Genomic DNA, 14308 nt, shown 5'->3' with positions numbered 1-14308 from the left:
TCCCCCGGCACAACCGGCGGCGCGCCGCCCCCCTTCGCAAGGGGGGCGGCGCGCCGTGGCGGTGGGGCCCTGGCCGCCGGCACGGCCCGTGGGTGTCAGTGGCGGCCGCCGCGGTGGCGGCCCCAGGACACTTCGTCGACGAAGCGGCCGCGGTCGTTGCGCAGGGTGGCGGTGTCGGCGTGGTTGTCCCATACGTAGTGGCGGCGGTCCTGGTACAGGTCGGTGCGGGTGTCGCGGCCGATGCCGGTGTGGACGCGGACCGTGGCGCGGCCGGCGAGACGGACGTGGTCGAAGCGGTAGCGGTGGCCGTCCTCGTCGCGCAGCGTCCAGCCGTCCAGGTTCACCGCGCGGCGGCTGTGGTTGGTGATCTCCACCCACTCCTTGTTCAGGGAGCGGTTGGAGCGGTCGTCGCGGCCCGGGGAGTCGTACTGCACGTCGGAGATCTGCACGTGCGGCCGGTGCGGCCGGTGCTCGGCCGCCGACGTGGGCACCGTCAGGACCGCGGTCAGCGCGCCGGCACTCAGGGCGGCGGCGGTCAGGCGGCGAGCGGTGATGGACATGGACTTGGACACAGGTTCCCCCTGCAGGGTGCGGGCACCACCCGGACCCGACGGCACGAGGGCCGTGGGTGCGGGGTGTGCGTGGTGCGGATGGCGGCCGGTCGGCCGCACCCGCACACCCTGCCCACCCCGCGACCGGCACGTGAACGAGACATGCAGCCTGTTACGGATCATCCACATCACGGTGACCGTCACCTGCAATGACCAGCTATGCACCGAATGCACCAGGTTGACGACTCGCCAGGCAAAGAACTCTTGCGGGCCCTGGCCCCGGACTCGACGGCGCCATGGCGCGCCACCCCGGCCATCGCGGGGCCGTCACCCGCAAGTGGGTAACGGCTCCCTGAACCTCAATCCACCGCGTGAATTTTGATCTTGAATTTCCGGTGGGATGTCGGTGATGTTCCGGGCCTGGGCAGCACGTCTTGCCGGGTGGCCGTCCCGGTGGCGGGTTCTCCGAAGGTTCTTCCTGGTCGTGGGCGGGCGTCGGTCAGCTGGGTCAGGTACGCAGTCGCTGACCGGTGGCGGCCCACAGATCGGTGAAGTCGGCTTCCCAACGCCAGCGTTGGGGCAGGTGCAGGGTGATCGTCCGTGCCCTGGTCGCGAGCCTGGCCGGGACGTGGATGAGGTGGCGGCGGATGGTGCCGGTCCGTGCCCTGGCGTGGAAGGCGGAGGCGAGGTGGCCGGCGGCCCGGGTGAGGTTGTAGGCCGCGGCGGCCAGGGCCGGCCAGGCGGAGTTCGCGGTGAACCTGCCCGAGGGCAGGTGGCCGAGGGCGGAGTCCTCCAGGTCGGCGAGTACCTGTTCGACGACGGCGTGGTCGCGGTGCATCGGCTCGGCCTGGCCGAGGGTGAAGCGGCTGTCGGTGAAGACGACGTGGTGGCGCCAGACGCCGAACAGTTCGGCCTGCCCTTCGGGCACCGTCTTCGGGTTGAGGCGTTTCACGCGGCGCACGATGAGCCGGGCCGTGGTGTGGAACTGCTTCTTCTTGCTGGTGAACGCGGTGAAGGGGATCTCGGCGATCTCCGCGTCGGAGACCCAGCACTCGTCTTCGTCGTTCCAGATGGCATCGGTGTACTCGATCGGCGTCCAGGCGTCCTCGGCGATGTTCACGATGGCTGCGCGGACCGTCTTGGTGACCGCGACCGCCAGCGAGAACCGGGCACCGGCCTTCCTGGCGGCGTCAACGACCTTGTGGGAGAAGTAGGCCGAGTCGGCACGGACGATGATCTGCGCGGTGATGCCCATCGCCCGCACCGTGGCCAGGGCCTCGCGCAGCAGCGAGGCGGCACCCTTGGCGGAGCCGGCCGAGCCCCTGCGCAGCCGGGTGGCGACGATGACCGGCGCGCAGGTGGATGTCTTGACCGTGACGATCTGGAAGTGCAGGCCGCGGACCTTGGTGTAGCCGAACGAGGCGCCCTGCCTGGCCGGCCCGTAGACCTGCTTGACCTTGGAGTCGACGTCCACGAACACCACCTCGTCCGTCTTCGGCACCAGGCCGGTGTGCGCCGCCAGGTTGCAGATGAAGGCCCGGGTGGCGGACTGGAGTTGGCGTACGTGTCCCCAGGTGAAGGAGCGCAGGAAGCTGCCCAGTGTGGACGGAGCCCGCACCCCGCCGAACAGGCGGGGCAGACCACCGTGGCGCAGGACATCCAGGTCGTCGATACTGTCCGCTCCGGCGACCATCCCGGCCACGATGGACATGGCCTTCGCGTCCGCGGCCGTGCCCGCGCCGTTCCTCGCGCCGGTCAGCCTGACCTTCTCGGCGACCAGACGCGGCAGGTCACACCGCTCGGCCGGCCGGACGGCCGGGACCAGCCCGGCATGCGCGATCAGATTCGGTTCGTCGAACGCGGCGAACACCGTCGCCGGGCTGTGGGAGACTTTCATCTACGAGGTGCCTTGCTGGTTGGGCCTGGTGGAAGCGTCAGAACTCCCATCATCCCAGGTCAGCAGGCACCTCTTCCTGTCTCCCCCTTCAAAGCGCACCCGCCACACGGTGGATCGAGGCTGAACCGCCCCGGGTTCGGTAGAGATCTCAGATTGTGGTTGTGACCTGGGGTTTCGTGGATTCCATGTAGTGGTTGGCCTCGTATTCGACGGGAGGAACGTGGCCTATCTCACCGTGCAGTCTGCGGTGGTTGTACCAGTCGACCCACTCGGCGGTGGCCAATTCCACCTGGGAGAGCGACTTCCAGGGCCGCTGCGGTTTGATCAACTCGGTTTTGTACAGGCCGATCGTCGATTCCATCAGGGCGTTGTCGTAGGCGTCGCCGACCGAGCCGATGGAGGCGGCGATGCCGGCGGCGTCCAGATGCTCGGCGAGCTTGAACGATGTGTATTGCGACCCGGCGTCCGAGTGATGGATCAACTCGCCTGACCGAATTGGGCGTTGGTCGCGGTCGCGTTGCCAGACGGCCATTTCCAGAGCGTCCAGGACGAAGACGGTCTCCTTCACGGTGGCCGCCGACCAGCCGACGATCCGACGGGAGAAGGTGTCCACGACGAAGGCGACGTAGACGATGGCGGACCATGTCTTCACGTGGGTGAAGTCCGCCACCCAGCACCGGTTCGGAGCGACGGCGACGAAGTGGCGGTCGACCAGATCGGGGGCCCGCTCGACCTGCCCGCCGGGGATCGTGGTGATGACGCGCTTGCCGCGGACCGCGCCCTGGATGTTCGAGCTCGCGCATGAGACGTTCGACGGTGCAGCGGGCCACCGCATGCCCCTGCCGGTTCAGCTCGCGCCAGATCTTCCGGGCACCGTAGACGCGGTAGTTGGACGCGTGGATCTCCTGGATCCGCTCCTTGAGCTCCTTATCGCGCACGGAACGGGCGGAGGGGGTTTCGAGGCGTTTCTTGTGGGCGTAGTACGTGGACGGGGCGATCTTGCAGTCGTGCTCGGTGAGGGTCCTGCAGATCGGCTCGACACCGCCGAAGCGGGCCCGGTGCTCGTCGATGAACGCTACGAGCGTGTGTGTGGCCGGTCGAGCTCGGCCGCGAAGAAACTCGCCGCGGCCTTGAGGATCTCGTTGGCCCGCTTGAGCTCGACGTTCTCCTTCTTCAACGCCTTGAGCTGGGCGGACTCCTCCGTCGTCGTCCCCGGACGCGTCCCGGCGTCGATTGCGTGCTGCTTCACCCAGTTGCGCAGTGTCTCGCGGGAGCCGATGCCGAGCTTGTCGGCGACCGCCTGCAGGGCGGCCGTCTCGTTCGGGTGGTCGTCGCGCACCTCGGCGACCATGCGCACCGCACGGCGGCGCAGCTCAAGCGGGTAGCGGGAAGGTCGTGCCATGACTCGATCCTTTCATGAAATCGAGTCTCCATTCGAGCCGGGGCGGTTCACACAGCAGCGCCCCGGACCCGGTCGGGTCCGGGGCGCTGCTGTGTGATCAGGCTTCGACGTGCGACACGATCGTGATCGTCCGCAAGGCGGTCACGTAGTAGATGACGCGGACTCCGTCGACCTCGTCCGCGTAGTCGCGCAGCAGCGTTCCGGATACCTCGGTGCCCAGCTCCGGGTTGACGCTGATGGCGACGATCGCGCGGTCCAGCCGGTGCGTCTCGCTCGCGATGAGTTTCGCCAGCTGGGTGAGCGCGGGCTCCACCATGATGACGCGCGAGCGGCGCGCGCCGTGGTCAGGCGACATAGGGCTGCTCGTCCGCGAGGCGGGCGAGGTGGGTGTCCCGGGCCGTCTTTCACGGCACACCGGACTCGGGCGAGTGGTAGCCGTTGGCGGTGATGTCCTCCAGCACCGAGGCGAGGAGGTCCGTCTTGGCGCGCTCTGTGGCCGCGTACGCGCGGACCGATTAGGCGGCGTGCTCATCGAGGGGCTGGCAGTCGGGCGCGGGGCCGGCTGCTGGCTCATCCGGGGTTTCTGGGCTGTCATCTGGCGTGTGTCACCACGGTATCGCCAGGGTGGGCCAGCCGGACCCCGGTACGGACGAAGCGGACCCCAGCGAGGCATAGGCGGGTCCGACGGTCGTTCCGGGCGTGTCCCGTTCAAAGGGTCTGGCCCCATGCCATGCCTGTGACCTGCGGCGATCAGATCGGTTGAGACACGCAGCCTGGAAAGTCCTTGAGCGCCGGGCTCCCGAGCCCGGAGAGCGTCTGAACGTCGCAGGCGGCCACACAGCGCCGGGGAGGGGCATGTGCATGCGACGGCGAAGGTCGTGCGAACGCTGCGCCGCCCGCACCATCGAGCAGTAGCTACAGGCCCTGAGTCAGGGTCTCGCAGTGCGCGAGGGGGACCAGTGCTTGAAAGAGGTTGCCCTCGGAGGCGTTCTGGACGGCCATGCCCAGCATCATCGCGAGGTCCTGGAGCGGTTCGTCTTCGCCACCGCCATCTTCCTCCAAGCGGGTAAGGAGCACGCGGTTGCTCTGGTCTAGGACGTCGTACCAGAAGTGCCCGAGGGCTTGCGGGTTCACTCCAGTCAGGGATGTGAGCCACAGGTCGGCGTGCGACTGGAGCACCTGTTGGACGGGCCGGTAGTCCAAGACGACTCCGCAGTGCAGGCGGGCACCGTCGTTGGTGACGGTGGCGGTGCCCGGCCATCCGGGCAGGTCCTCGGTGTGCGAGGTGCACAGGCACGCAAGCCAGGCCGGGTCCGTCCCGGCCTGGCCGTCTGGTCCTTGCCGGATTGAGGTCGCTTCGGCGGAGCACTTCAGCACGATGCGCATTGAGGTGAGCTGACGGTTAGCGGACAGCTGCTGGAGGACGGACGGCACGCTGGGCTCCTTTGGCGGCTAGACCTCGATGTAGGCGACGACGACCACGGTTATCTGGGGTTGCGGCGCGTTCTCTGCAGGTCGGGTTGATCTGGCAGCGTGAGGGACGTTAGGCATGTAGCCGGTGTCGGCTGAGCAGGACAGCTGTCATTGGTCGGCTTGGCGGACTCCCGTGCAGGCCAAGACAACGCTGGCATCCTCGGCGAGGAAGAGCATGAAGGCCCAGGTTCTGTCGCGCGTGAAGATGCAGCCGATTCGCAACGGCGCGGTGCCGTACTGGGTGAGGATGTCGACGGTGGTTGACAGGGCGAGTGTCTCGGCGCCCCGTCTCCTTGCGCGCCGGTGGCGAGCAGCGTAGATGCGGGCAAGTTGTTGACCGGGGACGGTGCCGTCCCAGATGACGAAGTCGCCTCCGTCGAGAAGTGCTGCCTTCGCTGGTTCGCAGGCTGTGGTCTGTCCGTTGAACATCTCGGCCAGAGCTGCCCGGTTCATCTGCCCCCTTCCTGCCTTTTGGTGTCGGAGTTGGACTCAGTCGTTGTAGTGGAGCCGCTGGCGGGTCCAGAGAGTGAGGTCGCTACTGGTGGCGACGGCCAGGGTGAGGCCGGAGGGAGAGAATCCGGCGGTGCGAAGTTCTGAGTACTCCGAGTGGAAGACGTGCCACCATGCCTCTCCCGCTGTGCCTTTGTGGGCCCCTCCGTCAGCGGAGAGGATGACGCGGTCGTGGGGCCATTCCGGGCTGACGATGTCCAGGGTCCAGCCGTCGGGGGTGGTGCTGTGGAGGCCGCCGCCGAAGATGCCGGCGATGCGGACCGGGGTGCCTTCGATCGGCCCAAGGCCGGGGCAGGCGAGGTCTGGGTGGGCGTCGGGGGTGCTGGTGTCGGGGTGGGGGTCCCGGTCGCGGGCGATCTTCTCGCCGGTGACGGCGTCGAAGAGTCCGTGTCCGTCGCTGGAGACGACCATGACGAGGTCGTGCCCGCTGTCGGGGTGGACGGCGAAGCCGATGCCGAGCAGGCCGCCGATGGGGGTTCTGCGGTCAAGTACCGGCTGCCATGGCTCCGGGGCCGGCATGACGGGGGCGGTGAGGTAGCGCTCGCGCAGCTTCTGCTGGTACTCCGTGATCAACTGGTCTCCTCGGTGCGATTCACGTCGAGGGTCTCTCGCGCGGCGGCCCACGTCGACTCAAATTCATGCTGGGTGATCTCGGCAGTGCCGTCCGCGTCTTGCCACCCGTGCAGACTGCCCTCCGCGAGGACTCCATACTTCCGCTCGTAGGCGGTCATCGCCGCAAGGTCGGCGTGGTCCCGGGCTTCGATGACCTCCGTCAGGGAAGCCGCAGCCACGGGCCGGCGTTGAGGTCCTTGCAGGTCGACCTGTCGTAGCGCCCATCCGTTGTCGTCGAGTTCGATGTACGACCAGGTGTCGCTCTCGTCGTCGTAGGGCTTTGGAGGAGATACGCGCGGTAGCGCCCGGGGCATGCCCCGGGCGCTACCGCGCGTATCTCCTCCAAAGCCCTGCAAGTCGGAGCAGGGCGACGGCCCGGTGCTCCCTTGCGAAGGAGCCTTCATGGCCAAGGTGGTTGCAGACATCAGCATGTCACTGGACGGGTTCGTGGCCGCGTCGAAGCAGAGCGCCGAGGAACCGATGGGCGAGGGGGGCGAGCGCTTGCACCAGTGGGCGTTCGCCGGTGACGAGCGCGACCGCGAGCTGATGGCCAGGGCGGGCAGCGGCATCGGGGCGGTGGTGGCGGGCCGGCGTACCTGATGACGACTCGGTGCCCTGGTGGAAGGCCGACGGCCCGACTGGACCGGCCCGGCTCCCGGTGTTCGTTGTCTCCCACGGCCGTCCGGCCCAGGTGCCCGACGACGGCGTGTACACGTTCGTGACGGGGGGCGTCGAGGCCGCGGTGCAGGAGGCGAAGGCCGCGGCCGACGGCAAGGACGTGTCCGTGATGGGCGGCGCGGACTGCATCCGGCAGTGCCTCGCGGCAGGCCTGGTGGATGAGATCTCCATCCACCTGGTGCCGGTGCTGTTCGGAAGCGGCCTGCGGCTGTTCGAACACCTGGAGGGCGAGCACATCCAGCTGGAGACCTCCGAGGCACTGCAGACAGGCTCCGCGGTGCACCTACTGTGGCGTGTGCTGGGCCCCGAGTCATCGCCGGCGCGTCCGTAACAGGTTCAGAAGCAGGCCCTTTACGGAGTACGAGGATCCCCGCCTGCCGGCACCAGGCAGAACACGGCCGGACCCACCCGTGGGTCCGGCCTCTACAGGTCGAACTCCAGGTGCTCGACGTCGGTGAACTCCACCGCCAGGCCGCGGGCGCGCCGGCCGCCGTCGCGGAAGTAGACCTCGCCCAGGCCCTCGGCGGCGAGGTCGCGGAGCTGCCGCTCGCCGGCGCCGGTGTCCTGGGCGTGGAAGAGGCGGGCCGTGTACTGGGGGGGTCACTTCAGACGGGCTCCGCCCCCACAACCATGTCCTGACTGACCGTCGACCCGTGTCTGTCCCGCCCTGGCAAGCACCCGGGCCGCAGGGCGGCCGGTCAGGGCCGGTAGCACTTCCCAAGAACCCCGACTTGGATCAGGCCTTTGTTCGGCAGGCTTTCGCCACGAGTTCCTTGGGCAGCGGTGCAGAGCGGAACATGATGGTCCACGTTCCCGACGTGGCCTCGATGAGGTCCTGGTCATCGATCACCCACCCTTTGAGGCGCAACTGCTCGGTGATCTTCAAAATTTCGGCACGGCCAGGTACCGTGCGCGTCCATACCACCCCGTCCGCCTGGCAGAGGGGGAGCTGCTGTGTCACGCGGTCCTCGTCCGCGAGGATGCGCACGCGGTACTCCCCCACATCCCGCGACGCCAGGTGGAGATCGCTCAGGACTTGATCCAGGGTCCTTGAGACCGCCGACGGCGACTTCTCCGAGGCGGCTGGGGACGCCGATGTCGTCGTCCTGCCTGCCTCGCCCGTGCCCGCGCAGCCCGCCAGGAACAGCGCCGCCGCGATCGTGCCCACCACCGTACGTCTCAATGCCCCGCCCCTGCCGTGCCCGTCCGGTGCTGATCACCGAGCCGGAACGCCACAGTGTGCCACGACACTTCCCGCCCCTTTTTCCGCGCGGATGTGCCGTGCCCGGCGCCGGGCGGAACGCGCCGCACAGCGGCGCCCAGGGCACACCGCGCAGCAGCGGGCCGCGCCGGCGGAGCTGGGCACGGAATGGGCGCAGGCGGATCTCATACCGCCGTGAGCAATAGTCAAGACCTGTGGATCGGTTGACTCGCGGCTCAGCGCGAACGCTGCTGCTCGAGGGTGATCCTCGCGGTATTGCGGATCCGCTTGGTGCGCCCGCGCTCAGCGAGGATTTCGAGGGCGTCGGTGCTCGACGCAGCGGCCGCTTTGCGCTGGAGCCAGTCGGATGACTCGAGCAAGGCGTCCTGGTGCCAGAGCCGCCCCAGCGTGATGGCGCGGAGGAGGGACCACTCCCGAAGCCGTCGGGCCAGGAGCGGGTAGCGGATGGTGGCCCGGGTCATCGACTCGGTCCACGGTTCGTAGGCGGGTCCGTGATGGAGGTCGGTGGCCCGGCGGTCCAGGTGCCGCAGGACGGCGGACTGCGCCATCGTCTGGTCCGGATCGGTCAGGACTTCGCTGACCAGGCCGGCCTTGTCGGCGTCGGGCACCTGCTCCAGCCTGCTCAGGTAGGCCGCGAAGCGGAGGTGCTCGGCGGGCTCCTCCCGCGGGGTGTTGTGGTGGTTCACGCGGCCTGCTCCTGCCGCTCGACCAGGATGCCGTTCTCGAACCTGGCGCCGGCGCGGACCAGTGCGACCAGGTGGGCCCCGGTGATCGCCCGCCAGCGGGTTTGAGCGGACTCGACGAGCTTGAACACCATGGCCAGGGCGGCGGCCGCACTGCCGGCGCCGCGGGTGACCTTGGTGCGGAGTTTCACCGTGCTGAAGGTCGACTCGATCGGGTTGGTGGTGCGCAGATGGACCCAGTGCTCGGCCGGGAAGTCGTAGAAGGCGAGGAGTTCGTCGACGTCATCGGTGACCTTCTTGGCGGCCTTGGGCCATTTCACGCCGTAGGTGCGCTCGAAATCCTTGATCGCCTTCAGGGCGTGGTCGCGGTCCTCGGCGTTGTAGATCTCCTGCAGTGCCTTCTTCGCGCCGGGCTGGGCCGACTTCGGCAGGGCGTTGGTCACGTTGCGGGTTTTGTGAACCCAGCACCTTTGGTGCCTGGCCTGCGGAAACACCTCGGCCAGGGCCCGCCACAGGCCCAGCGCGCCGTCGCCGACGACCAGCTCGGGATCGCGCATGCCGCGCCGGCGGCAGTCCCGCAGCAGGTCGGCCCAGGACTCGGTCGACTCCCGCAGCCCCTCGGCGAGCGCGATGAGTTCCTTGGTGCCGTCCAGTCGCACGCCCATGAGGACCAGGACGCAGGAACGGGCCTGGCCGAGGCGGACCTTGGGGTGGACGCCGTCGGCCCACACGTACACGTAGTCGGATGCGGCCAGGTCCCGGTTCTGGAAGGCGGCGTGGTCGTCCTGCCACTGTTTCGTCAGCCGGGTCACGGTCGCCGGGGAGAGCCCGGCGGCCGAGCCGAGGAACTGCTCCAGCGCGGGCACGAAGTCGCCGCCGGACAGCCCGTGCAGATAGAGCAGCGGGAGGACCTCACTGATCTTCGGGGACTTCCGGCACCAGGGCGGCAGGATCTTCGACGAGAAGCGCTGCCGTTCACCACTCGCCTCATCGACGCGGCGGTCGTTCACCCGCGGCGCACGGACCTCAACCGGCCCGGCCGCTGTCGTCACGGTGCGGGGCCGGTGGTGCCCGTTGCGCACGACCAGACGCCGCCCGCGTTCGTCCCGCTCGGTCGCCAACTCGGCTATGTACTGGTCGACTTCCGCTTCCAGCGCGGCGGCGAGCATCCTGCGGGCTCCTTCCCGCACGATCTCGTCGATCAGGGAGCCGTTCGGGGTACCGCCATCTGCATTGACTACGCTGAGCACGGGCGTGCCTTCCCGGCCGACGTTCGCTGCGTCGGCCTACTCGGTGACCTTCAATCGATCACTCGGGAAGGTACGCCCTCCGCGTTCCGCGAGGCATCCCTCCCGAGTCCGATCCACAGGTCTTGAGCATTGCTCCTACCGCCGTTCCAGAAAACTGGAACCGCGATACCGCACCCGCACGACAACAGGGACGCAGCCGTCACCGCCCGCACCCCAACCACCGTGCGGACGCGGTCTCTTACGCTTGGCTGACAAACCAGAGGCCCGGATCGGACACTGATGACCTGCGTCCGATGCCAGAAGCTGCGGGCGGATGTGCGGCCGGCCCGGGAACGAGGCAGGCGAAGTGACGGGGGTGCGGGAATGGCGGGGTCGGGTCATCGGGGACTGTCGCGGGGTGCGCTGATCCGGCAGCGGGCGAAGGCGCGGTTCGTGGGCCGGCGGGCGCAGTTGGCGCTGTTCACGGAGAACCTGGCGAAGGACCCGCACTCCGCGGAGGATCCGGCGGAGTTTTTGTTTCATGTGCGGGGTGTGGGTGGGGTGGGCAAGTCCACGCTGCTGCGGCAGTGGCAGGAGGCGGCCCGGCGGGCGGATGCGGTGACGGCGGTGGTGGACGAGAACGACGTCCACGGGGTGCAGCAGGCCCTGGTCGAGCTGGCGAGGCAGCTGGCGGAGCAGGACGGCCCGTGCAAGGAGTTCGACAAGGCGGTCGAGCAGTTCCGGCGGGAGCAGGCGGCGCAGCGGGAGCCGATGCCGGTGGAGGGCGAGGCGTCGGTGTCGAGCCGGGTGGTGACGCAGGCCGCGTTGGGGGCGGCGTCGCTGCTTCCGGGGGCCGGGGTCATCACGGCGATGGCGGATCCGGATGCCGCGGCCCAGGGGCTGGACCGGCTGCGGTCGGCCTCCCAGGCGCGGGCCCGGCGGCGCGGGGCCGGAGGTGATGAGGCGGGGGTGAGCCGGGCTTTCGTCGCCGAGCTGGAGCGGTTGTGCCGTCGCCATCAATGGGTGGTGCTGTTCTTCGACACGTGGGAGCAGACGGCCCGGTACCTGGACGGGTGGCTGCTGCGGCTGCTGGAGGAAGCGTTCGGTGCGGTGCCGGCGAACGTCATGGTGGTGCTGGCCGGCCGGGACGAACTCGCGGAACGGGAGTGGGCGCCGCTGCGGGCGCAGGTCGCGGACGTGCCGTTGGAGGTCTTCACCGAGGCCGAGACGCGGGCGCTGCTGACCGCGCGGGGCGTGACCGACCCGGGTGTGGTGGAGGCGGTGCTGCGGCTGTCGATGGGGCTGCCGCTGCTGGTGGAGCTGCTCGCCCTGGCCCGCCCCCACACGGTGGAGGAGGTGGACGCGGGCGGCGACCTCGCGGACGTGGCGGTGGAGCGGTTCGTGCAGTGGATCACGGATCCTGAGCAGCGTGAGGCGGTGCGGGCGGGTGCGCTGCCGCTGCAGCTGAACGAGGACGTGTTCGCCGCCGCGGCCCGGCCGCAGGCCGAGGGATTGTGGGAGTGGCTGTGCGGGCAGCCGTTCGTCGGCGGCCGCGGCGGCTTCAAGCACTACCACGCGGTGGTGCGCGCCAGCCTGGTCCGTCAGCAGCGCACCCACTCCCCCCAGGGCTGGGCCTCGGCGCAGCTGCGGTTGGCCGACACGCATGCCGCCTGGCGTGCCGCGGCCGAGGAACAGCTTCCCGAGGCGAAGCGGTGGGAAGATTCTGCATGGCGCCGGCACCGGCTGGAGGAGACGTACCACCGGCTGTGCGCGCATCCGACAACGCAGCTGACGCCCGCCCTGGAACACGTGGTGCATGCCGCGGGCCAGGACACCACGGTACTGCGGCAGTGGGTCGAGACCCTGGAACAAGCCGCCCAGGACACCGCGGACGCCGCCCTGCTCGCCTGGTCCATACGCCTGCGGGAGGCTCTCGCCGGCGACGAGCCCGCCCTTGCCTGCCTCGCCGGTCTGCTTACCCACGGCCCACTCGGCACGGCGGCCAGAAGCTGGGCCCATGTCTACCGCGGCCGGCGCCTCTACCTCTCCGAGCGGGACGAGGAGGCCCTCATCGAGTTCGACCACGCCCTCGCGCACGACGCCCGCAACGCCCATGCCTGGGCCCGTCGCGGGGAAACCCACCGCTGGCTCGGCCACCACGAGCAGGCCATCGCCGACCTCACCACCGCACTCGCACTCGACCCCACCCACGCCTGGGCCCTCGCCCAACGGGGAGAAACACACCACCAGGCCGGCCGGTACGACCAGGCCGTCACCGACCTCACCACCGCACTCGCACTCGACCCCACCCACGCCTGGGCCCTCGGCTCCCGCGGCCAGGCACACCGCCAGGCCGGCCACTACGAGCAGGCCGTCGCCGACCTCACCGCCGCACTCGAACTCGACCCCACCTACGCCTGGGCCCTCGCCGAGCGGGGAGAAGCACACCGCCAGGCCGGCCACCACGAGCAGGCCGTCACCGACTTCACCGCCGCACTCGAACTCGACCCCACACTCACCTGGGCCCTCGGCTCTCGCGGCCGAGCACACGAGCAGGCCGGCCGATACGAGCAGGCCGTCGCCGACCTCACCGCCGCACTCGAACTCGACCCCACACTCACCTGGGCCCTCGGCTCTCGCGGCCGAGCACACGAGCAGGCCGGCCGATACGAGCAGGCCGTCGCCGACCTCACCGCCGCACTCGCACTCGACCCCACCGACGCCTGGGCCCTTATCTCTCGCGGCCGAGCACACGAGCAGGCCGGCCGATACGAGCAGGCCGTCGCCGACCTCACCGCCGCACTCGCACTCGACCCCACCCACGCCTGGGCCCTTATCTCTCGCGGCCGAGCACACCGACAAGCCGGCCACCACGAGCAGGCCGTCGCCGACCTCACCGCCGCACTCGCACTCGACCCCACCCACGCCTGGGCCCTCGCCTCCCGGGGAGAAACACACCGGCAGGCGGGCCGGTACGAGCAGGCCGTCACCGACTTCACCGCCGCACTCGAACTCGACCCCACCCACGCCTGGGCCCTCGGCTCCCGCGGCCAGGCACACCAGCAGGCCGGCCACTACGAGCAGGCCGTCACCGACCTCACCGCCGCACTCGCACTCGACCCCACCCACGCCTGGGCCCTTATCTCTCGCGGCCGAGCACACCGACAAGCCGGCCACCACGAGCAGGCCGTCGCCGACCTCACCGCCGCACTCGCACTCGACCCCACCCACGCCTGGGCCCTCGCCTCCCGGGGAGAAACACACCGGCAGGCGGGCCGGTACGAGCAGGCCGTCACCGACTTCACCGCCGCACTCGAACTCGACCCCACCCACGCCTGGGCCCTCGCCTCCCGCGGCCAGGCACACCAGCAGGCCGGCCACTACGAGCAGGCCGTCACCGACCTCACCGCCGCACTCGACCTCGAACCCACCTACGCCTGGGCCCTCACCGAACGCGGCCAGGCACACCGACAAGTCGGCCACTACGAGAAGGCGCGTGAAGACCTGGAGCGGGCCGTTGAAGCAGACCCCGACAATCTCTACATCACGTTCGAGAAGCTCATGCTCGACACCGTGGAGGGGGGACTCGAGGCATGTACGGAGCAGTGGAGTCGGCTGCTCGCGTCCCCGGTGAGCCCGCCAGACGAAGCTGCCACCAGGCTCTTGGGCCTTTTCCGGGTCCTGCTCCTCGAACCGGAAAGCGGTGTGGCGGAGGCGACCGAGGAGTTCCTCTCCGCGAATCCGGATCACGAGGAGATTACCGATGCGCTGGCCTATCTGGCAGAGCTGGCTGCCGTGGGAGATGGGGTGGCCGATCGCGCGCGGCAGTGCCGCCGGCTGATCGTGGAACGTGCCCCGGAGTGAGCCGGTTGCCGGCGTACCGGTCAAGGTCACGCGTGTTCAGGCGCGTGCCAGGCCTATGGGGGTGCTTCACCTGTAGACGCACTGGCCGGAGGGGCGGTGCGATATCTCGGCCTCGTGTCAGTGAACCACCATGGGATATACCGCGTCGTGACAGCGAGCCCCACTGCCCGTGTCGCCCTCATGTCAG

13 protein-coding genes and 2 pseudogenes are annotated in these 14308 nt (G+C 69.5%); 3 read left to right on the top strand and 12 right to left on the bottom strand.

Annotation, left to right across the window (positions count from 1 at the left end; all coding sequences use genetic code 11):
* Positions 1–95: 95 nt before the first annotated feature.
* The 8 genes and pseudogenes from WJ438_RS40315 to WJ438_RS40280 all read right to left on the bottom strand — a co-directional run bounded on the left by WJ438_RS40315 (position 96) and on the right by WJ438_RS40280 (position 6759).
* Complete coding sequence (locus WJ438_RS40315; RefSeq protein WP_406729508.1) at positions 96–572, bottom strand: lamin tail domain-containing protein; 477 nt, start codon at positions 570–572, stop codon at positions 96–98.
* 487 nt (positions 573–1059) lie between these two features.
* Positions 1060–2448 carry an IS1380 family transposase gene (locus WJ438_RS40310; RefSeq protein WP_406729507.1) on the bottom strand — a complete coding sequence of 463 codons (1389 nt, stop codon included), beginning with the start codon at positions 2446–2448 and terminating at the stop codon, positions 1060–1062.
* Between the two features lie 148 nt (positions 2449–2596).
* Positions 2597–3850 (bottom strand): annotated as a pseudogene (locus WJ438_RS40305) (IS3 family transposase).
* Positions 3851–3947: 97 nt separating this feature from the next.
* Entirely contained in the window at positions 3948–4205 is a 258-nt protein-coding gene (locus WJ438_RS40300) for a hypothetical protein (RefSeq protein ID WP_406729506.1), read from the bottom strand.
* Between the two features lie 560 nt (positions 4206–4765).
* The gene (locus WJ438_RS40295; RefSeq protein ID WP_406729505.1) at positions 4766–5284 is read right to left on the bottom strand and encodes a hypothetical protein; all 519 of its coding nucleotides are present in this window, start codon (positions 5282–5284) and stop codon (positions 4766–4768) included.
* A gap of 147 nt (positions 5285–5431) precedes the next feature.
* Complete coding sequence (locus tag WJ438_RS40290) at positions 5432–5776, bottom strand: hypothetical protein (protein ID WP_406729504.1); 345 nt, start codon at positions 5774–5776, stop codon at positions 5432–5434.
* A gap of 36 nt (positions 5777–5812) precedes the next feature.
* Positions 5813–6406, bottom strand: coding sequence for a hypothetical protein (locus tag WJ438_RS40285; RefSeq protein ID WP_406729503.1), 594 nt, complete (start codon positions 6404–6406; stop codon positions 5813–5815).
* Complete coding sequence (locus WJ438_RS40280) at positions 6403–6759, bottom strand: hypothetical protein (protein WP_406729502.1); 357 nt, start codon at positions 6757–6759, stop codon at positions 6403–6405. Before WJ438_RS40280 ends, WJ438_RS40285 begins: the two co-directional genes overlap by 4 nt.
* Positions 6760–6847: 88 nt before the next feature.
* Here WJ438_RS40280 and WJ438_RS40275 point away from each other — a divergent pair, with 88 nt between their 5' ends.
* Together WJ438_RS40275 and WJ438_RS40270 are read left to right on the top strand one after the other, a co-directional pair.
* Complete coding sequence (locus WJ438_RS40275) at positions 6848–7045, top strand: hypothetical protein (protein ID WP_406729501.1); 198 nt, start codon at positions 6848–6850, stop codon at positions 7043–7045.
* 10 nt (positions 7046–7055) lie between these two features.
* Entirely contained in the window at positions 7056–7454 is a 399-nt protein-coding gene (locus tag WJ438_RS40270; protein WP_406729500.1) for a dihydrofolate reductase family protein, read from the top strand.
* 92 nt (positions 7455–7546) lie between these two features.
* Here WJ438_RS40270 and WJ438_RS40265 read toward each other — a convergent pair.
* The 4 genes and pseudogenes from WJ438_RS40265 to WJ438_RS40250 all read right to left on the bottom strand — a co-directional run.
* Positions 7547–7723, bottom strand: a pseudogene (locus WJ438_RS40265) (XRE family transcriptional regulator); the annotation flags it as partial.
* A gap of 136 nt (positions 7724–7859) precedes the next feature.
* Positions 7860–8294 carry a hypothetical protein gene (locus WJ438_RS40260; RefSeq protein WP_406729499.1) on the bottom strand — a complete coding sequence of 145 codons (435 nt, stop codon included), beginning with the start codon at positions 8292–8294 and terminating at the stop codon, positions 7860–7862.
* Between the two features lie 266 nt (positions 8295–8560).
* On the bottom strand, positions 8561–9031 hold the full coding sequence (locus WJ438_RS40255; protein WP_406729498.1) for a hypothetical protein: 471 nt from the start codon (positions 9029–9031) through the stop codon (positions 8561–8563).
* A complete protein-coding gene (locus WJ438_RS40250) occupies positions 9028–10278 on the bottom strand; it encodes an IS256 family transposase (RefSeq protein WP_406729497.1) in 1251 nt (416 codons plus the stop codon). Before WJ438_RS40250 ends, WJ438_RS40255 begins: the two co-directional genes overlap by 4 nt.
* Positions 10279–10641: 363 nt before the next feature.
* Between WJ438_RS40250 and WJ438_RS40245 the strand changes: the two genes are divergently transcribed.
* On the top strand, positions 10642–14121 hold the full coding sequence (locus WJ438_RS40245; RefSeq protein ID WP_406729496.1) for a tetratricopeptide repeat protein: 3480 nt from the start codon (positions 10642–10644) through the stop codon (positions 14119–14121).
* Positions 14122–14308 lie beyond the last annotated feature (187 nt).

It is taken from the genome of Streptomyces sp. GD-15H (genome assembly GCF_045291515.1).
GTDB lineage: Bacteria > Actinomycetota > Actinomycetes > Streptomycetales > Streptomycetaceae > Streptomyces.
The sequence above is the reverse complement of the archived record's forward strand: the minus strand, read 5'-3'. Positions and strand labels throughout refer to the sequence as shown.